Origin of the sequence: Pseudahrensia aquimaris (assembly GCF_042676045.1) — a bacterium.
GTDB classification, from domain to species: domain Bacteria; phylum Pseudomonadota; class Alphaproteobacteria; order Rhizobiales; family Rhizobiaceae; genus Pseudahrensia; species Pseudahrensia aquimaris.
The window spans coordinates 94,377-119,581 of the sequence record NZ_JBHTJV010000012.1; the positions used below are offsets into that span (position 1 = coordinate 94,377).

Sequence of the window (25,205 nt, forward strand, 5' to 3'; positions counted from 1 at the left end):
TCTGCGCACCTAGACGAAATCCACATGCTTGTTGAACGGCATTTCGCGGATGCGCTTGCCGGTTGCGGCGAAGATCGCGTTGCCCAAGGCGGGCGCTGCGGGCGGAACGGGTGGCTCGCCGATGCCGCGCACCTTTGAGCCGTTTTCCAAACCCCGCACTTCAATGATGGGACATTGGTTGAAACGCATGCCCGTGAACGTGTCGTAATTGTTCTGCTCGGCCATTCCGTCGGAATAGGTGATTTCGCAGTTCATCGCGTGACCCAGACCCCAGACCACGCCGCCTTTGACCAGATTATCGAAATTGATCGGATCGACAACCCTGCCCACTTCGGCGGCGACGAAGACTCTATCAATCTTGATGCCGTCTTCAGTGTCTGTGACTTCCACCACTTCGGCGACAGGCACGCCAAACGACGTGACGATGGCAACGCCTCTGCCGCGTTTGGGGCCGAGATCGCTGCCCCAGTTGGACATTTCCGCCACCGCTTCAAGCACTTTGCGCGACGGTTCGTGCGATGTCAGGCGAATGCGCTCCGCCATCGGGTCAGCACCGGCCGCGTGGATCAGTTCATCCAGTGCTGTCTCATGGAAAAAGCCATTCGACGATGCGCCCACTGCGCGCCAAGACGAGATCGGTGCCAGGTCGGGGGCGCGGTAACCAGTGACGCGGTAATGGGGGATGGAGAGCGGTTGCTCCCATGCGCCAGCGGTGATCATGGGGTCAGGGCCGGGCATGGCAAGGTTTTGGCGGCCCAGCTGCGAGCCCATGACGGACGGCATGGCGATGCCGAGATCCAGCGCCTCCACCTTGCCGTCCTTCACCGTTCCCTTGAAGCGCGACATGGCAATCTGGCGCGGGAAGTCGTGGATCATATCCTCTTCGCGCGAATAGGTCAGGTGAACCGGCACGCCTTTCATAGCGATGGCGATTTCGGTCGCTTGCTTCACGACTTCATCTTCCAGCCGGTGGCCGAAAGAGCCGCCAGCGTAAAGAACGTGAACGAACACCTGCTCATCATCGAGGCCCGTCAGCTTGGCCACATTGCCCTGCACGAAGCGAGGGATTTGCGTTGATGTCCAAACGTCTGCGCGGTCATCGGTCACTTTCACCGTGGCCGAAATAGGCTCCAGCGGCGCGTGGGCGAGATAGGGGGCGCGGTATTCGCCTGCGATCACTGTGCCGCCGGCAAGCGCGGTTTCAACATCGCCATCATCGCGCTGCACGGCATCCACGCTGTCTGGTGTGAAACTGTCGGCCAAAGCCTGCCAGTGGTCATCCATCTCGGCCGGAAAAGGCGCTGCGTCCCAATCAACTTCGATTGCTTCGGCTGCTTGAAACGCGCGCCATGTATTGTCGGCCACAATGCCAAGACCACCCTTGATGGGCACGATCTTTTTGACGCCGCGCATTTTTTCAGCAGCACTCGCGTCATAGCTCTTCATCGCGCCGCCCTGGCGCGGGTTCAGTTTTACCGTGGCGAAAACCATGCCTTCTGTGCGGAAATCAATGCCATAGCGCTGGGTGCCGGTGGATTTTGCTGCGATGTCCATGCGCTGCACGGGCTTGCCGATCAGCTTCCACTGTGCAGGATCGCGCAATTCGATATCTGTCACCGGGTCGAGCGTTGCTGCCGCCGGTGCAAGTTCAACATAGCTGAGCGTCTTGCCGTCGGGCAGGACCACATTGGCGTTTTCGGTTTTCAGATCAGCCACCGCAATGCCAGATTTTTGCGATGCGGCCAGTTTCAGTGTCTCGCGGGCGACGGCACCCGCCGTGCGCAGCTTCTCATAGGCGTCCGGAACGGAAGTCGAGCCGCCGGTTACTTGCAGGCCAAGGAACTTCATCAGTGCATCCGTGACGTTGCGGGAAGCCTCGGCAATCGCGCTTTCGTCGGAAGGCGGGAACATGGGGGATTCCTGCGAGAGCGCCGTGTTGTAATAGGCGGGGCTTGGCAAGCCCGGGTCGACATTCACCTGGTCAAGCGTGACGTCCAATTCTTCCGCGATGAGCATGGCCTGCATGGAATACGCGCCCTGCCCCAAATCTGTGCGCGGGGTGATTAGCGTTATGCCTTCAGCGTCGATCTTCACGTAGGGCGTGATGGCCGTCTCACCCTCTTCCAAATGGGCAAGAAGTGGATTCTCGAACGGGCGCTTGTACATATAAGTACCGAAGGCGACACCGCCGACGATGGCGGCAGAGCCGATCAGGAATGTGCGGCGGGCGATGGTTTTGAGGCGTCCCATAACTTACGCCACCCGCAGGTTCTTGGCAGCAGTTTTCACCGCCTCGCGGATGCGCGGATAGGTGCCGCAGCGGCACAGATTTCCAGACATCGCGTCGTCAATGTCTTCATCGGTTGGATTGTTGTTCTCCAACACGAATGCTGTCGCCGTCATGATCTGGCCGGATTGGCAATAGCCGCACTGGGCGACTTGATGTTCGGCCCATGCCGCTTGGACGACGCTCATGGCCTCAGGAGTGCCGAGCCCTTCAATCGTCGTGATCGGCCCGTCCACATCGCCCGCCCGCAACTGGCACGAGCGCATCGGGATGCCGTCCATATGAACTGTGCAGGCACCGCATTGCGCGATGCCGCAGCCATATTTGACGCCGAGAACACCCAACTCATCTCGCAAAACCCAAAGCATCGGCATGTCGTCTTCGACATCAGCCTCCATCACTTTGCCGTTGATTGTGAATTGCATATTCGTCTCCTGCCTCGAGGCGTTCTTTTCTGAATCTGATGGGTAAATGTGTCGCCTTAACGAAGGGTATCGCTGACGCTTGGTAGTAGATTATGCACAAACGCTATCAGCTAAACCCTTGGCGAATGGCCGCACCTACTGTTCCAACGAAGTCTCTTTGAAATCAGTCTGAACGGTTGGCCGCGATGTAGGCAGCTGCTTCCTGCCGCGTCTCAAAGATGTGGGGCGAGATTGAGCGGTTTTTCAGATCTTGCCCGAGCTTCTGGCGCAGGAACGCGCTTGTCGTATAGCGCGTAGCGGTGAGGTAATAATCGTATTCCAACTGCCCCAAGACGTTGGCAAATTTGGCCGCCATTTTTGGCGAGATGGAAATGCCATCATAGTTCGACACCAAATTTACCTTCTGTCCGATCTGCTGGAAGAAACTGTTCATATCGTGCTCAAAAATTCTAACGTCTTCTTCTGTCTCAATTGTAAGGCCGCTCAGATTGACGAAAACGATGTTCTGTTGCTTGTCATGAAACAGGCGGTCGCTATTGGGGATGGCCAATAGCCGCGTGCGCAATTTCATGGGCGCTTCACCCAAGATGCTAGGATCCATTTCTTTCACATCATTGATAACGGGCTTGAAGTCCATCTGACCTAGAATGTCTTTTTCGATATCGATTCCAGGAGCGACTTCGATCAATTCCTGCCCGCTTTCGCCCAGCTTGAAGACGCAACGCTCGGTAACGTAGAGCACCTCTTTGCCTTGGCTGGCGGCATAGGCGCCGTTGAAGGTGATTTGTTCCACCTGGTTGATGAACTTCCTGCTGCGGCCTTCCTGAGCGATGGACATTTTGCCATCGTTGATCGCGACTTTCAGACCTCCAGCGGTAAACGTGCCAACAAAGACAACCTTGCGAGCGTTTTGCGAAATGTTGATGAAACCGCCAGCACCTGCGAAACGGTCTTTGAAGCGACTGACGTTGACGTTGCCAGTAGCATCTGTCTCCGCCATGCCGAGGCAGGCCAGATCAAGGCCGCCACCGTCGTAGAAATCAAACTGCTGGTTGGTCTGGATGATCGCGTTGGCGTTGATGGCTGCGCCGAAATCCAACCCCGACTGCGGAACGCCGCCGAGCACACCTGCCTCCGTGGTGAGCGTGATGTTGTCGATTACGCCTTCTTCGTTGGCGACCGCAGAAACGCCTTCGGGCATTCCGATGCCCAGATTGACAACGCCGTTTACTGGAAGTTCCATCGCAGCGCGGCGGGCGATGATCTTGCGCTCGGTCAAGTCCATCGGAACAGGCTGGCCGACATCCGCCTTCATGCGGCCGGTAAAAGCGTGTTCATATGGCGTCTTATAGGTCTGATGGTGTTCATCACGTTCCGCGACCACAACGCAATCGACGAGATTGCCCGGCACGATGACTTGTTTGGGATCGAGCGAACCATTGGCTGCGATGCGCTCCACCTGCGCGATAACGAGGCCGCCGGAGTTCTTCGCCGCAATTGCAATCGGCAACATGTCGAGCGTCAGTGCCTCACGCTCCATGGTGATGTTGCCGTGGCGGTCAGCTGTTGTGCCGCGGATCAGCGCTACGTCGACGGGAACGGCGTGGTAGAACAGCCATTCCTCTCCCGCCAGCTCCATCAACTCGACGAGCGGCTTGGTCGTGCAATCGTTGATCGCGCCACCAGATTGGCGAGGGTCAACGAAAGTGTGCAAGCCGACCTTGGAGAACATGCCAGGCTTGCCCGCGCCGATGTCGCGGTAAAGCTGCGAGATGCAGCCGAGCGGAAGATTGTAAGCCTCAATTTCGTTGTTCATCGCCATAGCGCCAAGTTTTGGCACAAGCGACCAGTGGCCTCCAATGGCGCGCTTCACGAGACCCGGAATCGCAAGGCGGTTAAGGCCACGGTCCTTGCCGTCTCCGGGCGCGGCGGCGAAGAGCAGTGAAATGTCCTTCGGGGCAGCGTGAGCAAGAAAACGGTCTTGCAGGCCACGCACCAAACCTTCCGGCGTGCCGATGCCGACAAATCCAGAGACACAAACCGTGTCACCATCGTCAATGGTGGCAATCGCATCCTCCAGACGCACAACTTTGTCGACCATTATGTGTCCTCCCAGACGCCGCTGCACCGGTCGCGCAGCTAATTCTTCTTTTTGCTTTTCTTGCCCTTACCGCCGCCGACAGCGCGGTCGATCCATTCGACCAGGCCACCAGCCACAACGCCTTGCGCCTTGCGACTGACGAACACGCCAACATGGCCACCTGGAAAGCCGATTTCTTCGTAGAGTTCTGACGCCACAAATTTACCCAAGGCTTTGGAGCAGGAAACCGGAATTATGTGGTCTTGCAAGGCGTAGATGTTCAGAACCGGACAATTGATCCGGCTTAGATCAATGCGCTCGCCGGAGATTTCGAACGTTCCTTCGACCAAACGGTTCTCGCGATACAATTCATTGAGCCACTGCTTGGCAGCCTCACCAGGATGGTCTGGTCGGTCAGCGATCCACTTTTCCATACGCAAAAAGTTCAACATCGCGGCTTCGTCGCCTTCCAGATTGGTCAGGCCGATATTGTATTTCGTCATTGAATTGATCGGAGTGAGCGATGAAAAAACGGCTCCCGTTATCGGACCTGGCAGCATGCCGTAAGTGTCAATCAGCAATTCGATATCGTCTTCGCGCAGGTTTGATATCCATGAGTTCAAAAAGCCTTCGCCACGCCAAAATTCATCCGGCTCGCCTTTGAAATCAATCGGCGTGATGGCGAGCGCAAGGCCCGAAAACAGTTCTGGCCGCATGGCAACAAGTGCGGCGGCGAATGTGCCGCCTTCGCATATACCAAAAAGAGTGATCGGCTGACCACCGTTGGCTTCTACCAGATGCTCCACGGCGGAGCCCAGATAGAGATCGATGTAATCATCGAAATTCAGGAATTGGTCGGCGCGGGTCGGGTTGCCCCAATCGACGACATACACATCCAAGCCAGCCATAAGCATGTTACGCACAAGCGAACGATCTTCTTGCAGATCAATCATCGTTTGGCGGCCAAACAGGCCGTAGCAAATGAGGATCGGCGGCACATCCTTGCGCTGCTCGGCCAACGGGCGATAGCGCAGCACGCGCACCTTGTCGATTTGGAACACGACGTCTGCAGGTGTCTCCGCGATAGCAACTTCGGACTCGCGGGTCTCTGTGAGGAACGCATTGGATTTTAGCGCTTTGGCACCGGCATCCATCATCTGTTGCCAAGCCAGCATCCACGCTTCGCCTGCTGCTTCGGCGGCATTTATGGGCTCGCCGCTAGCGTTGCGCTTGATGGGCATCATGTTATTTGCCCACCTTGGCAGACACTTCACGCTTCAACTTGCGCACTTCGCGGCGCAATTCGTGGACAATCTTGGTCAGATCATCAACTTCTGTGCGGGTGGGGATTTGGTAAGCCTCGCTCCATGCTTCAGCCATGTCTTTTTGGCGGGCTTTGATTTCCATCGACGCACGCAACATGCCGCGCTGCGCTTCCATGAATTCCTTGCTCCGCTGTGTCTCCAACAGTTCTGCATTGGCAGCTGCCAGCCACGCATCAAGCGCTTCCTGCACTTTGCCAGACTGCAGATCTTCCAGCGAGTAGTCCTTCGCGTAGGTCTCGTAGGTGCGACCCCAGGCTTCCTGCAGCACTTTGGCCATATTCGCGGCGGCCTGCTGATAATCCAGCGTTTCGCGCCACGCTTCGGCGGCGTCGATGTGAGGCGTTGCCAGGTCGGCGAATTTCGGGCCTTCAGCAATGCTTTCGAGGATCGTGCGCAATTGTTCTGGCGCATAAGCGGTCCAATTGGCAGGGTCCAGCATTGCCATGAATTGATCGCGGCCTTTGGTGAACATGTCGGCCTTGCCCATTTGCCCCATCATGGCACTAGCATCCCATTGGGGCGCCCACGATTTGATGAAGCTCTGCCACGCAGCCAGCGGCTCAGCCGTGTTGAACGGCATACCACTGCCCAACCCGCTGTTCATGGCCCCGCCCATATCGCCAAGCGACTTCTGGAAGCCGTCCATGACTTCTTTCTGGGCTTTGAAAAAGGCGCTTTGCCCTTCCTGCCAGATATCCATCATTTGCTCGAAACCATTGTCGTTCTTCGCCATGATCGGCTCCCTCGGATTTTCGCCTTACAGCGCTTGGGTGTAGATATCGAGCGCGGCTTCGTAGGTCATTTCGCGGGGGTTGTTGACCAGCAGGCGCGTCTGTTTCATCGCGTCTTCAGCCAGCATCGGCAGGTGGTTGTGGTTCACGCCCACTTCCGCGAGCTTGCTTTGCATACCCAGTTTCGGGCCCATCGCCTTGAAGCCTTCGACCATGCCTTCGCCGATGGCGGCGGCAGACTTGCCGGCCAGTTCAGGGAAGATAATAGGACCGATTTCGGCATATTGTTCAGCCGCTTCGCTCATGTTGAAGTCCAGCACGTAGGGCAAAACCAGCGCGTTCGACAGGCCGTGCGGCACGTGGAAATGACCGCCCAGCGGATAAGCCAGCGCGTGAACGGCAGCAACCGGCGCATTGGCAAACGCCATGCCCGCCAGCATGGAGCCGAGCAGCATGTTGGAACGCGCATCGCGGTCACCACCATTGGTGCAGGCGGTGTGAATGTTCGCGCCCAGTAGATCGAGCGCCTGACGGGCGAGCGTGTCCGAGACGATGTTTTTCTTGTGCTTGGAAGTGTAGGCCTCGATGGCGTGCACCATCGCGTCAATGCCGGTGGCCGCTGTCACAGCGGCGGGCAAGCCCACTGTCAGTTCAGCATCGAGAATGGCCCAATCGGGCAGAAGCTGGGGCGAGACAACGCCCTTTTTCTCGTTTGTGCCAGTCGTGACAATAGAGATCGGGGTTACTTCCGAACCTGTGCCAGCAGTTGTTGGCGCCAGCACCATTGGCAAGCGGCCGCCTTTGACGAGGCCAACCCCATACATTTCTTCAATTGGTTGATCAGAACCAACCAGGACGGCGATCAGCTTGGCGGTATCCAGCGAAGAGCCGCCACCGACCGAAACAACCCCGTCGATGCCTTCGGCTTTCGCTTCTTCAACGGCTTTCAAGATCATCGCTTCCGGTGGGTCGGCCACTACATCGTCGATGATGTGAACGCCGACGCCGGCGGATTTCAGCCCGTCTAGCGAAGCCTGAGCCAAGCCGAGTTCCAAAATCATCTTATCGGTAACGAACGCCACCTTTTTGCAGCCCATAGCCGCCATCAACTCGCCGATTTTGGCGGTTGCGCCAACTTCGCAGAGAATGGATTTAGTGGTCTGAAACTGAAATGCGTGCATGGGGCTTAGTCTTCCTGTTCGTACGACGTCATATCTTTGAGACGCGTCGTTAGCTTCATGTTTTCTGAATAGTCGATTGGGCAATCGATAATCGAGACGCCGCCATCGTTCATGGCAGTGGTCAAAATGCCTTCCAATTCCTCCGCGCTTTCGACCTTATAGCCGTGTGCGCCGAAACTCTCTGCGAATTTAACGAAGTCTGGGTTGGTTACATCAATGTGTGACTTGCGACCGTATTCGCGCATCTGGTGCCATTCGATAAGGCCGTATTTGTTGTCGTTGAAGATAATAACAGTAATGTTCAGGCCAAGACGAACGGCCGTCTCGACCTCTTGGTTGTTCATCATGAAGCCCGAGTCGCCGCACACCGCTAAAATGTTGCGCTCGGGGTAAATCAATTTGGCGGCAATCGCGCCGGGCAAAGCGATGCCCATCGACGCGAAACCGTTAGAGATTATGCAAGTGTTGGGACGCTCGGCCTGGAACATCCGCGCCATCCACATTTTGTGTGCGCCGACGTCGGAGATCACGATGTCCTCCGGGTTCATCACCTTGCGCAGATCTGAAATGATCTTTTGCGGTTTGACCGGATAGCCAGTGTCGTCAGCGTGCTTGTTGAGTTCAACACGAATACGCTCGCGCAGCTTCTTCATCGGGCTGTTGGCTGTGCGCTCGCAGCGGGCGGCGATGCGCTGCATGGAATTGCTTAGATCACCGATAACACCGGCCTCGACGATGTAGTTTGTGTCCACCTCTGCTGGGGACGCATCTACGTGAATGATCTTTTTAGTGCCTTTGGGGTTCCAGTGAGCCGGATCATATTCCACCATATCGTAGCCGACGCAGATAATGAGGTCAGCCTCGTCGATGCCGAAGGCAACCAGATCGTGGGCTTTGAGCCCGACTGTCCCAAGGCTCAACGGATGGGAAGATGGGAGCGTGCCTTTGGCCATGAAGGTGGTTGCCACAGGCAGGTTCAACTCTTCCGCAAAGGCGACCAGCGCGTCTGACGCACCGGCGCGGATGACGCCGTTGCCCGCAATGATGATCGGGTTAGAAGCGGCGTCGATGAGTTCGGCGACCTGTTTGCACTTGCCGATGGCCGCGACAGGCGTGAGCGGCGACTGCACGCGCAAGGGCGGCATTTCCTCAACTTCCATGTCAGCCACGTTTTCTGGAAAGTCGATGAACGCAGCGCCCGGCTTTTCGGCCTGGGCAAATTTGAACGCCTTACGGACAATTTCTGGCACGATTTCCGGCTCACGGATTTGCACTGAGTATTTGGTGATGGGGTCGAACAGATTGACCAGATCAAGAACCTGATGGCTCTCCTTGTGCATCCGCGTTGTTGCACCCTGCCCCGCAATAGCGACGAGCGGGGCGCGGTCCATATTGCCGTCGGCAACGCCAGTCACCAAGTTTGTAGCCCCTGGGCCCAGCGTCGACATACAGACACCGGCGCGGCCTGTCAGGCGGCCATAGACGTCTGCCATGAATGCAGCAGCCTGCTCGTGGCGGGTGATGACGAATTCAATTTTGCTATCCAGCAGAGCGTCCATAACGCCCAAATTCTCTTCACCGGGAATACCGAAAATGTATTCCACACCCTCAGCTTCGAGGCACTTCACCAACAGCTGGGCGGCGGTCATCTTATTTGACATTAAATTTGTATTCCCTCTTTTCCGGCCTTTGCAGGCGGACGAACTTTATAGCGTTGCAGCGACGAACGCTTTGGCGCGATGAACTTATGAACAATCAGCACTCTGGCACCGCTCGGGCGTGAGCGGGTGAATGAGAATCCTATTTTCGGTTAGCTGAGGCGCCCCCAATTTTGGAATTCCACCCGAACAGCATGTCCGTGCTTACACACATAACAATCCCAGAACATCGACTTGGTTGCAAGGGAGCTATGCATCTGAAGCAAAACGCCCAAAGAACCAATGTTTTCATTGCCATAAAGGCAGCCAATGGCGAGCCAATCATGGCGAAATTAGGCCAAAATATATTGCAGCGCAACATTTTTGTTGCATTGCACAATATCACATGATATTCGTTTGGTATGTTGCGCAAGAGAATTGCCAACAAACCCATTGCATCCCGCCCTGATCGGTTCACGCAGGGGCACCACCAAAGGACGAAGACTATGTCGACCAAAACCACTGAAGCCAAAGAAGTTTTCGAAAAAAGCCAAGAGTTTGCAACTTCCCAGATCGCTAGCTCCGAGAAGGCATTTGAAAGCATGATCGAATACAATGCCGCCATGTTCAAAGGCATGGAAGCTATCGGCAAGAAAATGTACGACAACTACGTTTCCAACGTCGCTTCTGCGTTTGACGGCATGAAAGCCCTCAACAAAACCAACGATGTCGCTGATTTCTACAAGGTTGCCATGACCAACGCTGCTTCTTCAACAGAGCGCGTTATGGACCAAACGAAGGCCGTCGCTGAAATGTCCGGCAAAGTGATGAAAGAAACTGGTGAAGCTGGTCGTCTGGCGTTCTCCAAAGGTTTCGCAATCAACTTCTAAGGCTTAACGCCTTAAGTTGTCCTGCCACTCTTCCGGCAGGTATTTGAGCCGCCAGCCCCTCCTCCTCCCGGGCTGGCGGCTTTTTTGTGTCCGCATTTCGCCATGGCTTAACCTTTAATGGATTTTCGGCGTATTCCAGCTTGTGCAATGCAACAAACAGGTTTCAATTTGGCGCTTTGAGTGACTATAGTGCGAAACAATGGTGCAACGCAGCAGGGAGAAAGGCTTGACAATGGCGAAAGCGACCAAAAAATCGACCAGATCCGAGCCTGCGGTGGCTGAGGGCACTATACTCATTAAAAAGTACCCCAATCGACGGCTCTATAACACCTCCACCAGCGCTTACATCGTGCTTGATGATCTTGTGCAGCTAATCCGCGATGACATTCCCTTCGTTATCCACGACACCAAGACGGGCGACGATATCACCCGCGAAATTCTCAATCAGATCATTTTCGAGCAGGAAACCAGCCAGGGAAACCACCATTTTCCGCTGGAACTGCAAAAGCAGCTGATCGCCATGTATGGCGATACCTACGGCGCGATGGTTCCGGACTATCTGACACAATCCATGGAATTGTTCGTCTCAGAACGTGCCCGTATGTCGGAGGCCATGGGCGATGTGGTGGGCCGCAACACGCGCATGATGATGGAATTCAGCCAAAACATGGCACGTCAGAACATGGAATTGTTTAAAAAGTCATGGGACATGTTTGGCGCGCTTTCTGGCACTGGATCAAAGCGCAGGGACAAGCTAGACGACACCGCGCCCACAAAAACATCAACCGCCGACGGCTCCCAGAGGGATGAGCGGGAAGCCGAACTTGAAGAAATACAGAACAAGATCGACGCCCTGCAAAACCGTCTGAAATCCCTCAGCTAGAAACCTCATTCATTTATGCCACATCGTATAAAACAGCCTCCCAAGGCCTACTCAAAGCATTACCATCTCGGTCTTGGCTTTCACGGCTTTCATCGAATCAACTATCTTGAATGGGGCGATCCGGCGAAGTTCAACACGCAGGAAACGCTGTTTTGTGTCCACGGTCTGACGCGCAACGCACACGATTTCGACTATTTCGCCCACGAGATGTGCAAGGACTATCGCGTCGTCTGCCCGGACGTAGTGGGACGCGGCGACAGCGATCACCTCGATTCGGCAGAGGGCTACAATTACCTCCAATACAACGCGGATATGAATGCGCTGATCGCGCGCCTTGGCGTGACAGAGGTCAACTGGATCGGCACGTCGATGGGTGGCATTATTGGCATGGTGCTGGCGTCGGTGGCGCAATCACCCATCCGCCGGTTGGTCGTCAACGACATTGGCCCAGAGGTCTCTCGCGACGCGCTGATGTCGATTGCAGAATATATCGGGCGTTCTGACGAATTCGATACCCAGAAAGACATCGAAACCTATCTGCGCGGGATCTACAGAGAATTCGCGCCTATGAGCGACGACGACTGGGTGCAGATGGCGCGCTATGCTAGCCGACGCACGAAAACCGGCAAGTGGCGCTTGAAGGTCGACAACCGCGTGGGCGATGCGTTCCGTGATTCTATTTCGTTTTTCAACGTCGATATGTGGGAAACGTGGGAGCGTATAACCTGCCCGGTTCTGGTTTTGCGCGGCAAGGATTCCAGTTTTCTATCAGAAGATACCGCCCAGAGAATGTTGGAGGGCGGGCCACAAACAACGCTTGTTGAGTTCGAAGATACCGGCCACACGCCCACCCTGCGCAATGACGAACAGGTTCAGGTGATCGCTGATTGGCTGAAAGAAAACTAAGCATTCAATTTTATAGACCCGCAGCATCCGCGTGCTGGCTCACCGAAAACCGACAGACCACAAAGGCAAATCATTATGGAAATCCGCAGAACCCAGTGCCTTATTGACGGCGAATGGATAGGCAAGGGCGAAACCCCCGTTTTGAACCCAGCCTCTGGTGAAGAGATCGCACACGTTCCCCACATGGGTGGGGAAGAGACCGTGCGTGCCATCGCGGCGGCGAGCAAGGCGTTCAAGACTTGGAGCCGCTCGCTGGCGAAAGAACGCTCGGCAATTTTGCGTCGTTGGTTTGATCTGATCGTGGAAAATGCCGACGAACTGGCTGCCATTTTGACAGAAGAACAAGGCAAGCCGCTGACGGAGGCAAAAGGCGAAATCCTCTATGCCGCATCGTTCGTTGAGTTTTACGCCGAAGAAGCCAAGCGCATTTACGGAGAAACGATCCCAAGCCCGTTCAAAGACGGACGCATCATCGTGCTGCGAGAGCCGATTGGTGTCGTGGCCGCGATTACGCCGTGGAACTTTCCGGCAGCAATGATCACCCGCAAGGTGGCTCCAGCTTTTGCTGCGGGCTGTACTGCTGTGGTCAAACCAGCGCCTGACACTCCGCTGACAGCTTTTGCCTTGGCTTCGCTTGCACAGGAAGCGGGATTGCCCGCCGGTGTGTTGAATGTCATTTCTGGTGATGCGGTCGCCATAGGCAATGCGTTGTGTGCGAGCGACGATGTGCGAGCGCTAACATTCACCGGCTCCACTCCCATCGGCAAGCTGCTCATCAAGCAATGTGCGGATACCGTAAAGCAAATGGGTCTGGAATTGGGCGGCAACGCGCCGTTTATCGTGTTCGATGACGCCGATATTGATGCCGCTGTGCAGGGCGCTATGGCTTCCAAGTTCCGCAATGCCGGGCAGACCTGCGTGTGCGCAAACCGCATCTATGTGCAGGCGGGTGTATACGATGAGTTTGCAGAGAAGCTTACCGCCGAAGTCAACAAAATGGTGGTTGGTCCCGGCGCCGAAGAAGGCGTAACCCAAGGCCCGCTTATCAACGATGCCGCAGTGCAAAAGGTTGAGGGGCTGGTCAAAGACGCGCTCGATAAGGGTGCAAGCGTGGCAACTGGTGGCGGTCGCCATCAACTCGGCGGCCGGTTCTTCCAGCCGACTGTTTTGACGGACGTAACCACCGCAATGGCCGTCACACGCGACGAAATTTTTGGCCCAGTAGCACCGCTCTACAAGTTTGAAAAAGACGAAGACGCCGTGGAAATGGCGAATGCGACCGAGTTCGGCCTCGCATCCTATTTCTATTCCCGAGACATCGGCCGGATCTGGCGGGTCGCTGAAGCGCTGGAATACGGCATGGTGTCCATCAACTCGGGTATTCTATCAACCGAAGTCGCGCCGTTTGGCGGTGTGAAAGAATCCGGCACCGGGCGCGAAGGTTCGCGCCACGGCATCGATGAATTCACCGAGCTGAAATATATGCTGATGAGCGGTATCTAGCTAATCGACGGGTCCGCTTCCAACACGCGCAATTCCTCTAAGCGCGGCATGGAAATGGTCGAATAGCCGGAATCCACGAAATGCACATCGCCGGTCACACCTGACCCAAGGTCAGACAACATGTAGAGCGCCGCGCCACCGATCTCGTCCAGCGAGACGGTGCGGCGCAACGGTGCGTTGCGCTTTTGGTAATTGTACATCTGACGCGCATCGGCCACGCCAGCGCCCGCCAATGTGCGGACAGGGCCAGCGGAAATCGCATTGACGCGAATGTTGTCCGGACCGTAATCGGTGGCCAGATAGCGCACGGATGCTTCCAATGCCGCTTTGGCCACGCCCATGACGTTGTAGTTCGGCATGACGCGGGTTGAGCCGCCATAGGTGAGCGTGATCATAGAGCCGCCGTTGGTCATCAGTTCGGCGGCGCGTTTGGCCGTTTCAGTGAAGGAAAAGCACGAGATCAACATGGTGCGGGAAAAATTCTCGCGGCTTGTGTCTGCGTATTTGCCTTTCAATTCGCTACGGTCTGAAAAGCCGATGGCGTGGACGAAAAAGTCGATGCTGCCCCAATCGTCGCGCAGAGTATCGAACACCGCATCAACAGAGGCTATGTCTTCCACATCGCAGGGTAGCAAGTGTTTGGCGCCAACGCTTTCAGCCAGCGGCTTCACGCGTTTGCCAAACGCGTCACCTTGATAGGTGAATGCGAGTTCTGCGCCGTGGGCGGCCAGTGTTCTGGCTATACCCCATGCGATGGAATGATCGTTGGCTACGCCCATGATGAGGCCGCGCTTTCCGGCCATCAGATTTGATTTCAATTCGCTCATTGGTGCAGCTCCCGTTCCTACGCGTGACGCTGGAAAACCAGCGATGCGTTGGTGCCGCCAAACCCGAAGGAATTTGAAAGGACGGTGTCGATTTTCGCGTTGTCGATGCGTTCGCGCACGATAGGCATGTCGGCAAAGTCTGGATCAATTTCGGTTATGTGAGCGCTTTCGCAGATGAAATTGTTTTGCATCATCAGCAATGAGTAGATTGCCTCCTGCACTCCAGTCGCACCGAGCGAGTGGCCTGTTAGCGATTTAGTGGCAGAGAATGGCGGGCACTTCTCACCAAACACGGCGCGAAGCCCCTCGATTTCCTTCGCATCGCCCACGCCGGTGGAGGTCGCGTGCGGGTTGATATAGTCCACTTCGCCGTCAACGGTCGCCAGCGCCTGTTGCATGCAGCGGATCGCGCCTTCGCCTGATGGTGCAACTTGATCGTAGCCGTCCGACGTTGCGCCGTAGCCGACGATCTCGCCATAGATTTTCGCACCACGGGCCTTGGCGTGTTCCAGCTCTTCCAGGACCAGAACGCCTGCGCCGCCAGCGATGACAAAGCCGTCGCGGTCTACCGAGAAGGCGCGTGAAGCTGTTGCGGGCGTGTCGTTGTATTTCGACGACATGGCCCCCATTGCGTCAAACAGGTTGGACATTGTCCAATCGAAGTCTTCCGAACCACCAGCAAAGATAATGTCCTGCTTACCGACTTGGATCGTCTCATAGGCGTTGCCGATGCAGTGGTTGGACGTCGCGCACGCTGACGAAATGGAGTAGTTGACGCCTTTGATTTTGAACTGCGTCGCGAGCACAGCGGACGCTGTCGAAGACATCGCCTTGGGGACGGCGAGCGGCCCAATGCGTTTGGGAGAGCCGGTGTCGATTGTCTTTTGAGCGGCTTCCACGATTGTGCGCGTGGAAGGGCCGCCCGAACCCATAATGATGCCCGTGCGTGGGTTGTCGACTTCCGTGTCTTCAAGACCGGCATCGCGGATCGCCTGTTCCATGGCGATATAGTTCCATGCGGTTCCTTGGGACATAAAGCGCGCCGTGCGGCGGTCGAGAATTTCAAACGGATCAAGATCTGGTACGCCGCCGACCTGCGAGCGAAAATTGTGCTCGGCAAACTGAGGGGCGGCCTTAATGCCAGACTTCGCCTCGCGCAGTGAAGCGAGCACCTCATTGCTGTTGTTCCCGATGGAGGAAACGATCCCCATGCCCGTGACCACAACTCTTTTCATCTGAAATCTCTTTCCTGGAAGAAAATCTGTAATTTGAATTTGCGCTTAAAGCGCAATCAGGACGTGAAGAGGGCGACGCGCAGGTCGCTTGCCTGAAATACCTGTTCGCCATCAGCCCTTACAATGCCATCAGCTATACCGAGCACCAACTTGCCGCGCATGACGCGTTTGAAATCAATTTCATATTCCACGAGTTTGGTTTCAGGCGTCACCATTCCGGTAAATTTCACCTCACCGGTTGAAATGGCGCGGCCTTTGCCCGGTTCACCGAGCCAACCAAGATAGAAGCCCGTCAATTGCCAAAGGGCGTCGAGGCCCAAGCAACCGGGCATAACCGGATCGCCCTGGAAATGACATGGGAAGAACCATAGGTCCGGATGAATTGTGAACTGGGCGCGGATATGGCCCTTGTCCTTCGCACCACCCGTTTCGGAAATGGCTGTGATCTTGTCGAACATCAACATAGGCGGCAGGGGCAATTGGGCGTTGCCGGGGCCAAACATCTCGCCGCGCGAGCAGGTGAGAATTTCCTCGTAGTCGTAGCTGGATTTCTGTTCGGCCATTTGAATATTCATGCCCCTGAAATGAGTCGGCCCACGCGGATATAAAGTGATGCGCGGGCGCGCAAGTGAGTTGTCGTGCAAGTCTTCGGCCGCCATACCAAGTGCGTCCGAACCGTGCTTTAACAGTGGCAAGGTGATGGGGTCAAACGCTGGTTGACGAAGGGGGCGGCTTGTTAAGAGTGCTTCGCATTGTCGCTTGCCGGGTCACAAGCGCTGCCCTATATTCTGTGCGAGACGACCAAGGGAAGCCTGTGAACCATGTCTGGCACTGAAAAAACGACCGAAACACATGAGCCAATTTGCCTTACGGGCAAGTTGCGCAAAGCTGGTTTGCGTCCGACACGCCAGCGGCTCTCTCTCGCCCAACTGCTTTTTTCAAAAGGCGATAGGCACGTTTCAGCCGAGGCGCTGCACGAAGAGGCTGTGGACGCCAATGTCCACGTTTCGCTGGCTACGGTTTACAACACTCTGCATCAGTTCAACGAAGCTGGCCTGTTGCGGGCTGTCGCTATCGATTCATCAAAAACATACTTCGACACCAACACTTCCGATCACCATCACTTCTTTATCGAAAAAGAAAACCGCGTGGTGGATGTGCCTGCGTCACAGATCACCGTCAGCGATCTGCCTGTTGCGCCGGAAGGTATGGAGATTGAGCGTGTCGATGTAATCGTGCGGCTGCGCGAGAAGCGCTGAACGACCGCCCTTTAGCCGTCGATCAACTCACCGGGATAAGTTCCCCATAATTTAGCTTGGGGAAGGTAGGCGCTTGTGTTGCTCGCTTCGATTTCGCACCAGCCGTTGTGGCACTCCTTCAAATCAACCAACAATCCAGCCTGCACTTTTGCGACTGTCGCAGCATCGCCTCGGGCGCGGTATTTTGCGTCAAGCAATTGTGCGCTTGTTACCGTGCCATCTTCGGCGATCTCACGATCCCAAGGCGCAACGATGGCCGTGCGGCGCGAAGATAGAAGCGAGTGCAGAACCCATCCGGTTGTGCCTTCCGCATCGCGCACACGCCGCCAACGGTCAAATTCCTGAATGACCTCAACGGGCAGACCCGAACGCTTATAGAGCCAGTTGATTGAATAGGCGCGGCCAGGGCCGACACGTAAGTTCACGGCCGGCGCCTTCAAGCTCACAAAGCGAGGGATCGGCAGGCCGGTCACCCTGCCCTTTTTTATGCCATCGCTTTCGTCGGCCAGCGATACGTTCGGCGCGGCCGCGAGCGTCACAATTGCGAGCATGCCCATGGCAAGGGTTTTGAAAAAGCGGTTAGAAAAGAATGGCTGTCTGATTTCCCGGATCACTTGCGGTATCGTCCCTGCTTAAAAAGAGTATCTTCACCCTCACATCGACGTCAGTATCAACGATGCAATTGGAGCCATTGCCTTTAACAGCGCGCATGATAAAAACGGGCGGCTGAACAGGCGGAGCGCCATGGTTCACCAAACCTCGCCGTTTTCGGTTAAAGTGCGCTCAAGAGACATGGTAAACAGGCTCTTAATCTCACTGTCCTTTTGGGCGTGTGACTTTATGGGCATGCGATCAGAACCCGGCGGGGCGCGCCGGAGACAAGGCAGTTGAACGGGCATGCCAACTTCCAAACCTCGCGTCATTGTGACGAGAAAACTCCCAGACGCGGCAGAGACGCGGATGATGGAGTTGTTCGATACCAAGTTGAACATCGACGACACCAAGATGAACCGCGAGCAGCTGGCGCAAGCGATGGCGGAGGCAGACGTTCTGGTGCCGACCGTTACCGACGCCATCGACGCCGATCTCATCTCCAAGGCTGGCGAGCGGCTGAAGCTGATTGCCAATTTTGGCAATGGCACCGACAACATTGATATCAAAGCCGCGATGGATCGCGGCATTACGGTCACCAACACGCCCAAGGTTTTGACCGAAGACACCGCTGATATGATTATGGCGATGATGCTAGCAGTGCCGCGCCGTCTGGTAGAAGGCGCGCGGGTGATGATGAGCGACGAAGGCTGGGAAGGTTGGGCGCCGAGCTGGATGCTCGGCAACCGCATCTACGGCAAACGCCTTGGCATTATAGGAATGGGCCGCATCGGCTCCGCAGTCGCCCGCCGCGCACGCGCCTTTGGGCTGGCCATTCATTATCACAACCCAAAACCCGTTCATCCCGAACTCGAAGAAGAGTTGGAAGCAACCTATTGGGACAGCCTCGACCAAATGTTGGCGCGCATGGACATCATTTCCATCAACTGCCCTTATACGCCAGCAACTTTCCACCTTTTACACGAACGCCGCATCAAGCTGTTGCAGCGCGGCGCTTATGTCGTGAACGCAGCGCGTGGCGAAATCATTCAGGAAGCGGCGCTGATAGATGCGCTAGAGACTGGCGCGATCGCAGGTGCAGCACTGGATGTGTTTGAACACGAACCGGCCGTCTCTCCGCGCTTCCGCGCCTTAGCAGAGAAAGGCAAAGTGCTGATGCTGCCCCATATGGGCTCTGCGACAGTCGAAGGGCGCAACGAGATGGGTGATAAAGTCATCATCAACATCCGCACATTCTTCGACGGTCATCGCCCGCCGGACCGGGTTTTGCCACGGCGAGACTGACCGCTCTTAGCCTCTCTTTAGTTCAAGTTTCTCAAACCACGCATGATGCACGGCATGGGGACAGTTGCCTGCAAGTGATTCCTTTCGGCGTTTAAGACGAATAGTCTGCGCGGAACGCAAAATTGATTCGCCGCTTTACGCCCAACCTCCCCAAATTAGAAAGCCGCGCGTGCTTACACCCACCGCAATTGCTGAAAAAATTATCGTGATGGAAGGCTGGCGGGCCAACCTGTTGGCCGTCGCAGCCGGGGCTGCATCGGCTTTGGCTTTGGCGCCCTTTCACCTCTGGCCCATCCTATTTTTCACGATGCCGATTTTTGTCTGGCTGCTGGATGGTGCGGTTGCACCGAGTGCGTCGCGGGGGCTGCGGAGGTTCTGGCCCGCTTTTCGCACAGGCTTTAATTTCGGGTTTGGCTATTTTCTCGCCGGCCTTTGGTGGATTGGTCAGGCGTTTTTGGTTGAGGCAGATGAGTTTGCGTTTTTGCTGCCGGTTGCCGTTATCGGACTGCCAATACTGCTAGCGCTTTTTTGGGGTGTTGGGGCGGCATTTTCGCGTTTGGCATGGCGCGACGGCTGGTCAAGGCTTTTGGCATTTGCCTGCGCAATAACGCTTGCAGAGCTTGCGCGTGGCCATGTTTGGACGGGTTTCCCCTGGAACTTACCGGGTTATGCGCTGATGCCATCGCCCCTTATGATGCAGAGCGTTGGGCTGGTCGGCGCTTATGGCATGACCCTTGTCACCCTGTTCATCACGGCATCTCCGGCAATCTTTGCGCCGGGTGATGGCGTGCGCAAAAGGCGTGTGCGAGCCGTTCTTGCTTCTGCACTCGTGCTGCTGGTTGCTCATGCTGGGTACGGCGCTTGGGCGCTTTCGAGGGCAACCGATGATGTGGTGGCCAACGTCAAACTGCGGCTCGTGCAACCTAATATAGACCAGCGCGAAAAATGGAAACCGGAAAACGCGGGGCCGATTTTCCGTTCCTATCTTGAATTGTCGAACACTAATGCAGGGCCACAGGCCAACGGCGCTAACGCTTTTACTCATATCATCTGGCCAGAAAGCGCCTTCCCTTTCATCTTGTCGGAACAACAGCAGGCGCTGGGTGCAATCCGCAACACGATTGGCCCAAATACCACGCTGATCAGCGGTGCCATGCGCAGAGAAAGCGGAGACGCAATCTTTAATTCGGCGCTCGTGATCAATGGCGAAGCGCAGATTGTGGCGGCACGCGACAAAACCCAACTCGTGCCATTCGGTGAATTCTTGCCAGCGCAATCGTTCTTGGAATCTATGGGCTTTCAGCAATTGACTAAACAGCAAGGCGGCTTCGCGCAGGGCTTGACGCGTGCGCCTGTTTCGCTGCCCGGTGCGCCGGCTTTCTTGCCGCTTATTTGCTACGAGGTGGTCTATTCAGGCCCGCTGAACGCAGGCGAAGAGCGGCCCGGTTGGATCGTCAATCTGACCAATGATGCTTGGTTTGGGAACACATCTGGCCCCTACCAACATGCCCACCAAACGCGCGTTCGTGGCGTGGAGCAGGGTATTCCCATTGTGCGCGTTGCCAACAGCGGTATCACGTTTGTGTCAGACGCTTGGGGCCGCATTGATAAACAACTTCCTTTTGGTGCGAGAGCTGTGCTCGACAGCGATTTGCCGGTTGCGGCAGCAGCAACACCATTTTCTCGCAATGGCAATTTTCCTATTGCCCTTTTTGTTTGCATCCTGTTTTTTGCTTTGGTAGTCCTGCGGGCACTAAACACCAACAGGTTGCAATGACGTTCCTGCGCCCAAGCTGAATTGTCGCCACAAAACCGCGCCCAAAAGCGCAGCGACCAGAGGTTAAACGCATGGCAGAAGCCGCCAAAAAACCCAATCCTATCGACACCCATGTTGGTTCTCGCGTGCGTTTGCGGCGCACTATGATGGGCATGAGCCAAGAGAAACTTGGCGAGGCTTTGGGCATTACGTTCCAGCAAATTCAAAAATACGAAAAAGGCACCAACCGCATCGGTGCCAGCCGGATGCAGCAGATTTCCGCTGCATTGAAAGTGCCCGTGTCTTTCTTTTTCGAGGATGCGCCCGTGGAAGGCGGAATTACCGTCTCTGGCATGTCGGACGCGGGTGCAACGACCTACGTGGCTGATTTTCTCTCCACACCGGAGGGTATTCAGCTAAACCGCGCCTTTGTGCGAATTACTAATCCGGCCGTTCGCCGCAAAGTCGTTGACCTTGTCAAAACACTCGCTGAAGAGACGGGCGAAACCGAAAAATAGCTGGTCCGCAGCACATAAAGATATCCTGATACGCTTGACACAAACCGCCGCACCCCCGTATGGGCTGCGCTGTCCGGACGTATTTGCACCCTGCTTGTTGCGTCCTCAGCACCGAATGTGCAAACCGCGCCTTCGGCCAGCCAACTAAGCAAGGATCTTTCCATGGCGCGCACCAATTACATCTTCACGTCTGAATCCGTTTCAGAAGGTCACCCCGACAAGGTCTCTGACCGCATATCTGACGAAATTGTCGATCTGTTTCTGACCCGGGCTCATGAGACGGACGAAATTGACCCTTGGGACGTGCGGGTGGCGGCGGAAACGCTGACGACCACCAATCATGTCACCATCGCTGGCGAAACACGCGGGCCGGATATCTCAAAAGATGAGATCGAAGCCGTCGCCCGCGCTGCAATCAAAGACATCGGCTACGAGCAAGATGGCTTTCATTGGAAAAATGCTGAAGTGAACGTGCTTCTCCACGGTCAGTCCGCGCACATTGCCCAAGGCGTCGATAAAGCTGCCGAAGCCAAAGCCGGTGCAGATGCAACCAACGAACGGGCTATGGAAGGTGCGGGCGATCAGGGAATTATGTTCGGCTATGCCTGCCGTGATACCGATGTGCTGATGCCAGCGCCCATTTTCTATAGCCACAAAATTTTGGAAGACTTGGCCAAGCTGCGCCACTCCGGCAAAGATGGCGGCGAACGTTTGGGGCCAGATTCCAAAAGCCAGGTTTCGGTCATCTATGAAAATGGCAAACCGGTGGGCGTGTCGCAAATCGTCGTGTCGCACCAGCACAGTCTTGAATCCGATACTTCCGCAGACATTCGTGATCTGATTGAACCCACCGTGCGCAATTGCCTGCCTGACGGTTGGATCACGAACGAAACGGTTTGGCACGTGAACCCAACTGGCGCTTTTGTAATCGGCGGACCCGACGGAGATGCCGGTTTGACTGGCCGCAAGATTATCGTCGACACCTATGGTGGCTACGCTCCCCACGGCGGTGGCGCCTTTTCGGGCAAAGACAGCACGAAGGTTGACCGCTCCGCCGCATATGCGTCGCGCTATCTGGCGAAGAACATCGTGGCTGCCGGCATTGCTGATTGGGCTTCAATACAGCTCTCTTACGCAATCGGTGTTGCGCAACCACTTTCGATCTATGTCGATACGGGTGGCAATTCGGCGTTGGAAGAAAGGTTGGAAAAAGTGCTCGGTCAGGTGATGGACCTCACGCCCACCGGTATTCGGGAACACCTGGAATTGACCAAGCCGATCTTCGCCAAGACCGCAGCCTATGGTCACTTTGGCCGCACGCCGACTGATGAAGGACACTTCAGTTGGGAACGAACCGACTTGGTGGACGCGCTGCAAAAGGCTATGTAGCCGACTGTTTGATACCGTTTAAATAAGGGTGCGTGCCGGACTTGACGGCGCGCACCCTTTTATTTTGTGAAGCTGGCCATGAACGACCACCCCAAATCCCGTGCTACCGAAGCCTTCTTCGGACGTCGCAAAGGCAAGGCTCTTCTAGGTCGCAAACTGCGCCTGATCGAAGAGACGCTGCCCGATTTGCTGCTAGACCCAACTGGTCCGCGACCGCAGAATATCAAAGATTTGTTCGGTGAGCCAAAAACCGCCTACTGCATGGAAATTGGTTTTGGTGGCGGTGAGCATTTGGCGAAACAGGCTGATAGCCAACCAGATATAGGCTTTATCGGCATTGAACCTTTCATCAACGGTATGGCGAAAATGCTTGGCGAAATCGAAGATCGCAATCTCAAGAATGTTTGCCTGTTTGATGATGATGCCACTCAGGTGCTCGATTGGCTGCCGGAAAACAGTCTTGATCGGATCGATCTGCTTTATCCCGACCCGTGGCCGAAAAAGCGAAACTGGAAACGCCGCTTTGTGAACGTCAAAAACCTCGATCGCTTCGCACGAGTGCTCAAGCCGAGCGGACTGTTTCGCTTCGCCTCCGATATCGACACTTATGTGAATTGGACGCTTACCCATATCGAAAGGCAGGGTGATTTTCGTTGGCTGGCGCAGACGGCTTACGATTGGCGCGAGCCTTGGGATGGCTGGAGCCGCACACGCTATGAGGCCAAGGCCATTCGCGAAGGACGCCCACCCGCATATTTGCAATTCCGTCTTGAAACGTGATTGAGCGGCACACCCTTTCCTCCCTTGCAAAATGTCCAGAATGGCGCACGATGGTAAATATGCTGGCCGCTGTGCCGCTTGCATTTGGGAGGATACTAAATGTCTGTTTTGGATATTCTGGCCGACAAGGGCCGCAAAGTAATTACGATCGAACACGATCAAACCGTTGCTGAAGCGCTTCACCTGCTCGCAACCAACCGCATCGGCGCCGCAGTCGTCATGCGAAATGGCAAGGTTTGCGGCATTCTCTCAGAGCGCGATATCGTGCGCGATTTGGACAATATCGGCCCGGACGTTTTGCAGCATTCCGTGTCAGGCTGCATGACCAAAGACGTGATCACAGCCAAGGAAAGCGACACCGTGGATGAGGTGATGGGTCTTATGTCGAAAGGCCGCTTTCGCCACATGCCGGTGATGGAAAAAGACAACTTGATTGGCGTGGTATCGATTCGCGATGTGATCAAACGCAAACTGGAATTGACCGAGGCTGATGTCGAGGAAATGAAAAAATATATCGCTGGCTAGAACGAAAATCCCATTAGATCGACTTCCGCAGAGTGGTCCCAACCGCGCGATCCCAATGGCTTGACCATGAACGCGCTGTTTGGCCCGATTGTTGTTTCACCCGTTGCTGCACCGAGCATATTGGTGAGCTTGATCGGGTTTCCCGCGTTCTCAAAACCTGCATTTCGGTAAAGGCGCTCCGTTCCAAACAACAGCGCGAATTCGGAAAGCGAATGCACGCCATCCGCAATCGCTGCTTCAAGCAAAGCCCTCGCCATTCCCTGACGGCGGAAAGGTTTGTCCACTACCACTTCCGCAATGCCAATCGCATCGACCAGATCATCGCCCAAACGGATTGCCCGAAAACAGATCGCAAGATGAGCCACCAACACGCCTTCCAAGGCAATAATGTAGCGCCTGTGATGGCGGTTTTGCGCAAAAGAGCGTCCACCCATATCCGCGTTGAAGATGCGGCCAATCAAATCGGCGATGGCCTTGTCCTGATCAGCCGTTAAGTCGAATTCTTCTATGCGTTCAATCTTGTGGTTTATCGGACTGTGCGGCGTTGCGTCCTGCAAAAGGTTCATGGCAAGCCTGCGACAAAGCTGTTAAGGGCTGCGCGACAATCGCACGAACCAAAAAATGGAACCTCTCCCATGCGCCTCGACGCCATCTCCATTGGGAACAATCCTCCCGAAGATATCAACGTCATCGTTGAAGTACCAGCCGGTGGCGAGCCGGTAAAATATGAAATGGATAAGGAAGCTGGAACGCTCGTCGTTGACCGCATCCTCTATACTGCCATGCGCTATCCGGGAAATTATGGCTTCGTTCCCCACACTCTTTCAGACGATGGTGACCCGATCGATGTGCTGATAGCCAACCAGCGTCCAATCATTCCGGGCTCCGTTATTAATTGCCGCCCCGTTGGCGTGCTTTACATGACGGACGAAGCTGGTGGTGATGAAAAGTTGATCGCTGTGCCGTCACCAAAAGTGTCAGCTATGTTTGAAGACATTCATTCTATTGATGATTTGCCGTCTATTTTGTTGAGGCAGATTTCGCATTTCTTCGAACGGTATAAAGACCTCGAAGACGGCAAATGGGTAAAGATCGACCGATATGGTGGACCGGACGAAGCGAGGAAGATGATCGAGAAGGCCATCTCTGACGCTAAATAGGAAATGCCGATT

At 55.5% G+C, this 25,205-nt stretch carries 24 protein-coding genes; 12 read left to right on the forward strand and 12 right to left on the reverse strand.

Features of this window, described 5'->3' with window-relative positions; all coding sequences use genetic code 11:
• Nucleotides 1-9: 9 nt before the first annotated feature.
• The 7 genes from ACFQ14_RS13340 to ACFQ14_RS13370 form a co-directional block, all read right to left on the reverse strand.
• On the reverse strand, nt 10-2,250 hold the full coding sequence (locus ACFQ14_RS13340; protein WP_377213250.1) for a xanthine dehydrogenase family protein molybdopterin-binding subunit: 2,241 nt from the start codon (nt 2,248-2,250) through the stop codon (nt 10-12).
• 3 nt (nt 2,251-2,253) lie between these two features.
• Complete coding sequence (locus ACFQ14_RS13345) at nt 2,254-2,712, reverse strand: (2Fe-2S)-binding protein (RefSeq protein ID WP_377213251.1); 459 nt, start codon at nt 2,710-2,712, stop codon at nt 2,254-2,256.
• A gap of 163 nt (nt 2,713-2,875) precedes the next feature.
• On the reverse strand, nt 2,876-4,813 hold the full coding sequence (locus tag ACFQ14_RS13350) for an acyl CoA:acetate/3-ketoacid CoA transferase (RefSeq protein WP_377213252.1): 1,938 nt from the start codon (nt 4,811-4,813) through the stop codon (nt 2,876-2,878).
• Nucleotides 4,814-4,851: 38 nt separating this feature from the next.
• Entirely contained in the window at nt 4,852-6,036 is a 1,185-nt protein-coding gene (locus ACFQ14_RS13355; protein ID WP_377213253.1) for an alpha/beta fold hydrolase, read from the reverse strand.
• Nucleotide 6,037: 1 nt separating this feature from the next.
• Nucleotides 6,038-6,850 carry a poly(R)-hydroxyalkanoic acid synthase subunit PhaE gene (locus ACFQ14_RS13360; protein WP_377213254.1) on the reverse strand — a complete coding sequence of 271 codons (813 nt, stop codon included), beginning with the start codon at nt 6,848-6,850 and terminating at the stop codon, nt 6,038-6,040.
• A 24-nt stretch (nt 6,851-6,874) separates the two neighbouring features.
• Nucleotides 6,875-8,029, reverse strand: coding sequence for an iron-containing alcohol dehydrogenase (locus tag ACFQ14_RS13365; protein ID WP_377213255.1), 1,155 nt, complete (start codon nt 8,027-8,029; stop codon nt 6,875-6,877).
• Between the two features lie 5 nt (nt 8,030-8,034).
• Entirely contained in the window at nt 8,035-9,690 is a 1,656-nt protein-coding gene (locus tag ACFQ14_RS13370; RefSeq protein WP_377213256.1) for an acetolactate synthase large subunit, read from the reverse strand.
• A gap of 482 nt (nt 9,691-10,172) precedes the next feature.
• On the opposite strand from ACFQ14_RS13370, the gene ACFQ14_RS13375 reads away from it, so the two are divergent.
• The 4 genes from ACFQ14_RS13375 (at nt 10,173) to ACFQ14_RS13390 (ending at nt 13,848) form a co-directional block, all read left to right on the forward strand.
• On the forward strand, nt 10,173-10,556 hold the full coding sequence (locus ACFQ14_RS13375) for a phasin family protein (RefSeq protein WP_377213257.1): 384 nt from the start codon (nt 10,173-10,175) through the stop codon (nt 10,554-10,556).
• Nucleotides 10,557-10,788: 232 nt separating this feature from the next.
• Entirely contained in the window at nt 10,789-11,439 is a 651-nt protein-coding gene (phaR, locus tag ACFQ14_RS13380; RefSeq protein ID WP_377213292.1) for a polyhydroxyalkanoate synthesis repressor PhaR, read from the forward strand.
• A 15-nt stretch (nt 11,440-11,454) separates the two neighbouring features.
• Entirely contained in the window at nt 11,455-12,345 is an 891-nt protein-coding gene (locus tag ACFQ14_RS13385) for an alpha/beta fold hydrolase (protein ID WP_377213258.1), read from the forward strand.
• A 75-nt stretch (nt 12,346-12,420) separates the two neighbouring features.
• Nucleotides 12,421-13,848: an NAD-dependent succinate-semialdehyde dehydrogenase gene (locus tag ACFQ14_RS13390; protein ID WP_377213259.1), complete on the forward strand. Its 1,428-nt coding sequence runs from the start codon at nt 12,421-12,423 to the stop codon at nt 13,846-13,848.
• Here the strand turns inward: ACFQ14_RS13390 and fabI are convergent.
• From fabI to fabA, 3 genes are read right to left on the reverse strand one after another with little or no spacing between them, the layout of a single operon-like run.
• Nucleotides 13,845-14,675, reverse strand: a complete 831-nt coding sequence (gene fabI, locus ACFQ14_RS13395; RefSeq protein ID WP_377213260.1) for an enoyl-ACP reductase FabI — start codon at nt 14,673-14,675, stop codon at nt 13,845-13,847. The genes ACFQ14_RS13390 and fabI overlap by 4 nt on opposite strands.
• A 17-nt stretch (nt 14,676-14,692) precedes the next feature.
• The gene (gene fabB / locus ACFQ14_RS13400) at nt 14,693-15,910 is read right to left on the reverse strand and encodes a beta-ketoacyl-ACP synthase I (protein WP_377213261.1); all 1,218 of its coding nucleotides are present in this window, start codon (nt 15,908-15,910) and stop codon (nt 14,693-14,695) included.
• 56 nt (nt 15,911-15,966) lie between these two features.
• The gene (gene fabA, locus ACFQ14_RS13405; RefSeq protein WP_377213262.1) at nt 15,967-16,473 is read right to left on the reverse strand and encodes a 3-hydroxyacyl-[acyl-carrier-protein] dehydratase FabA; all 507 of its coding nucleotides are present in this window, start codon (nt 16,471-16,473) and stop codon (nt 15,967-15,969) included.
• 258 nt (nt 16,474-16,731) lie between these two features.
• Between fabA and irrA the strand changes: the two genes are divergently transcribed.
• Nucleotides 16,732-17,169 carry an iron response transcriptional regulator IrrA gene (gene irrA, locus ACFQ14_RS13410; RefSeq protein WP_377213263.1) on the forward strand — a complete coding sequence of 146 codons (438 nt, stop codon included), beginning with the start codon at nt 16,732-16,734 and terminating at the stop codon, nt 17,167-17,169.
• A gap of 11 nt (nt 17,170-17,180) precedes the next feature.
• Here the strand turns inward: irrA and ACFQ14_RS13415 are convergent, their stop codons facing one another.
• Nucleotides 17,181-17,726, reverse strand: a complete 546-nt coding sequence (locus ACFQ14_RS13415; protein WP_377213264.1) for an SH3 domain-containing protein — start codon at nt 17,724-17,726, stop codon at nt 17,181-17,183.
• 340 nt (nt 17,727-18,066) lie between these two features.
• Between ACFQ14_RS13415 and ACFQ14_RS13420 the strand changes: the two genes are divergently transcribed.
• The 6 genes from ACFQ14_RS13420 (at nt 18,067) to ACFQ14_RS13445 (ending at nt 24,033) form a co-directional block, all read left to right on the forward strand.
• On the forward strand, nt 18,067-19,065 hold the full coding sequence (locus ACFQ14_RS13420) for a 2-hydroxyacid dehydrogenase (protein WP_377213265.1): 999 nt from the start codon (nt 18,067-18,069) through the stop codon (nt 19,063-19,065).
• Between the two features lie 169 nt (nt 19,066-19,234).
• Nucleotides 19,235-20,842, forward strand: coding sequence for an apolipoprotein N-acyltransferase (gene lnt / locus ACFQ14_RS13425; protein WP_377213266.1), 1,608 nt, complete (start codon nt 19,235-19,237; stop codon nt 20,840-20,842).
• Between the two features lie 71 nt (nt 20,843-20,913).
• Nucleotides 20,914-21,339, forward strand: coding sequence for a helix-turn-helix domain-containing protein (locus ACFQ14_RS13430; protein WP_377213267.1), 426 nt, complete (start codon nt 20,914-20,916; stop codon nt 21,337-21,339).
• Nucleotides 21,340-21,501: 162 nt separating this feature from the next.
• Entirely contained in the window at nt 21,502-22,728 is a 1,227-nt protein-coding gene (gene metK / locus ACFQ14_RS13435) for a methionine adenosyltransferase (RefSeq protein WP_377213268.1), read from the forward strand.
• Nucleotides 22,729-22,806: 78 nt separating this feature from the next.
• Nucleotides 22,807-23,508, forward strand: a complete 702-nt coding sequence (gene trmB, locus ACFQ14_RS13440) for a tRNA (guanosine(46)-N7)-methyltransferase TrmB (RefSeq protein WP_377213269.1) — start codon at nt 22,807-22,809, stop codon at nt 23,506-23,508.
• 99 nt (nt 23,509-23,607) lie between these two features.
• Nucleotides 23,608-24,033, forward strand: coding sequence for a CBS domain-containing protein (locus ACFQ14_RS13445; RefSeq protein WP_377213270.1), 426 nt, complete (start codon nt 23,608-23,610; stop codon nt 24,031-24,033).
• Here ACFQ14_RS13445 and ACFQ14_RS13450 read toward each other — a convergent pair.
• On the reverse strand, nt 24,030-24,599 hold the full coding sequence (locus tag ACFQ14_RS13450; protein ID WP_377213271.1) for a GNAT family N-acetyltransferase: 570 nt from the start codon (nt 24,597-24,599) through the stop codon (nt 24,030-24,032). The two genes, ACFQ14_RS13445 and ACFQ14_RS13450, sit on opposite strands and share 4 nt — an antisense overlap.
• Nucleotides 24,600-24,668: 69 nt before the next feature.
• Here ACFQ14_RS13450 and ppa point away from each other — a divergent pair, with 69 nt between their 5' ends.
• The gene (gene ppa, locus ACFQ14_RS13455; protein WP_377213272.1) at nt 24,669-25,193 is read left to right on the forward strand and encodes an inorganic diphosphatase; all 525 of its coding nucleotides are present in this window, start codon (nt 24,669-24,671) and stop codon (nt 25,191-25,193) included.
• Nucleotides 25,194-25,205 lie beyond the last annotated feature (12 nt).

Excerpts from the sequence above, each read along its gene's own strand:
- ACFQ14_RS13360 (WP_377213254.1), bottom strand. The coding sequence starts at position 6,850 with ATGGCGAAGAACGACAATGGTTTCGAGCAAATGATGGATATCTGGCAG.
- ACFQ14_RS13385 (WP_377213258.1), top strand. The coding sequence starts at position 11,455 with ATGCCACATCGTATAAAACAGCCTCCCAAGGCCTACTCAAAGCATTAC.
- ACFQ14_RS13390 (WP_377213259.1), top strand. The coding sequence starts at position 12,421 with ATGGAAATCCGCAGAACCCAGTGCCTTATTGACGGCGAATGGATAGGC.
- ACFQ14_RS13365 (WP_377213255.1), bottom strand. The coding sequence starts at position 8,029 with ATGCACGCATTTCAGTTTCAGACCACTAAATCCATTCTCTGCGAAGTT.
- ACFQ14_RS13430 (WP_377213267.1), top strand. The coding sequence starts at position 20,914 with ATGGCAGAAGCCGCCAAAAAACCCAATCCTATCGACACCCATGTTGGT.
- fabI (WP_377213260.1), bottom strand. The coding sequence starts at position 14,675 with ATGAGCGAATTGAAATCAAATCTGATGGCCGGAAAGCGCGGCCTCATC.
- ACFQ14_RS13445 (WP_377213270.1), top strand. The coding sequence starts at position 23,608 with ATGTCTGTTTTGGATATTCTGGCCGACAAGGGCCGCAAAGTAATTACG.
- ACFQ14_RS13340 (WP_377213250.1), bottom strand. The coding sequence starts at position 2,250 with ATGGGACGCCTCAAAACCATCGCCCGCCGCACATTCCTGATCGGCTCT.
- trmB (WP_377213269.1), top strand. The coding sequence starts at position 22,807 with ATGAACGACCACCCCAAATCCCGTGCTACCGAAGCCTTCTTCGGACGT.
- fabB (WP_377213261.1), bottom strand. The coding sequence starts at position 15,910 with ATGAAAAGAGTTGTGGTCACGGGCATGGGGATCGTTTCCTCCATCGGG.
- irrA (WP_377213263.1), top strand. The coding sequence starts at position 16,732 with ATGTCTGGCACTGAAAAAACGACCGAAACACATGAGCCAATTTGCCTT.
- fabA (WP_377213262.1), bottom strand. The coding sequence starts at position 16,473 with ATGGCCGAACAGAAATCCAGCTACGACTACGAGGAAATTCTCACCTGC.
- ACFQ14_RS13415 (WP_377213264.1), bottom strand. The coding sequence starts at position 17,726 with ATGGGCATGCTCGCAATTGTGACGCTCGCGGCCGCGCCGAACGTATCG.
- ACFQ14_RS13345 (WP_377213251.1), bottom strand. The coding sequence starts at position 2,712 with ATGCAATTCACAATCAACGGCAAAGTGATGGAGGCTGATGTCGAAGAC.
- ACFQ14_RS13370 (WP_377213256.1), bottom strand. The coding sequence starts at position 9,690 with ATGTCAAATAAGATGACCGCCGCCCAGCTGTTGGTGAAGTGCCTCGAA.
- ACFQ14_RS13350 (WP_377213252.1), bottom strand. The coding sequence starts at position 4,813 with ATGGTCGACAAAGTTGTGCGTCTGGAGGATGCGATTGCCACCATTGAC.
- phaR (WP_377213292.1), top strand. The coding sequence starts at position 10,789 with ATGGCGAAAGCGACCAAAAAATCGACCAGATCCGAGCCTGCGGTGGCT.
- ACFQ14_RS13355 (WP_377213253.1), bottom strand. The coding sequence starts at position 6,036 with ATGATGCCCATCAAGCGCAACGCTAGCGGCGAGCCCATAAATGCCGCC.
- ACFQ14_RS13375 (WP_377213257.1), top strand. The coding sequence starts at position 10,173 with ATGTCGACCAAAACCACTGAAGCCAAAGAAGTTTTCGAAAAAAGCCAA.
- ACFQ14_RS13420 (WP_377213265.1), top strand. The coding sequence starts at position 18,067 with ATGCCAACTTCCAAACCTCGCGTCATTGTGACGAGAAAACTCCCAGAC.
- ppa (WP_377213272.1), top strand. The coding sequence starts at position 24,669 with ATGCGCCTCGACGCCATCTCCATTGGGAACAATCCTCCCGAAGATATC.
- ACFQ14_RS13450 (WP_377213271.1), bottom strand. The coding sequence starts at position 24,599 with ATGAACCTTTTGCAGGACGCAACGCCGCACAGTCCGATAAACCACAAG.
- metK (WP_377213268.1), top strand. The coding sequence starts at position 21,502 with ATGGCGCGCACCAATTACATCTTCACGTCTGAATCCGTTTCAGAAGGT.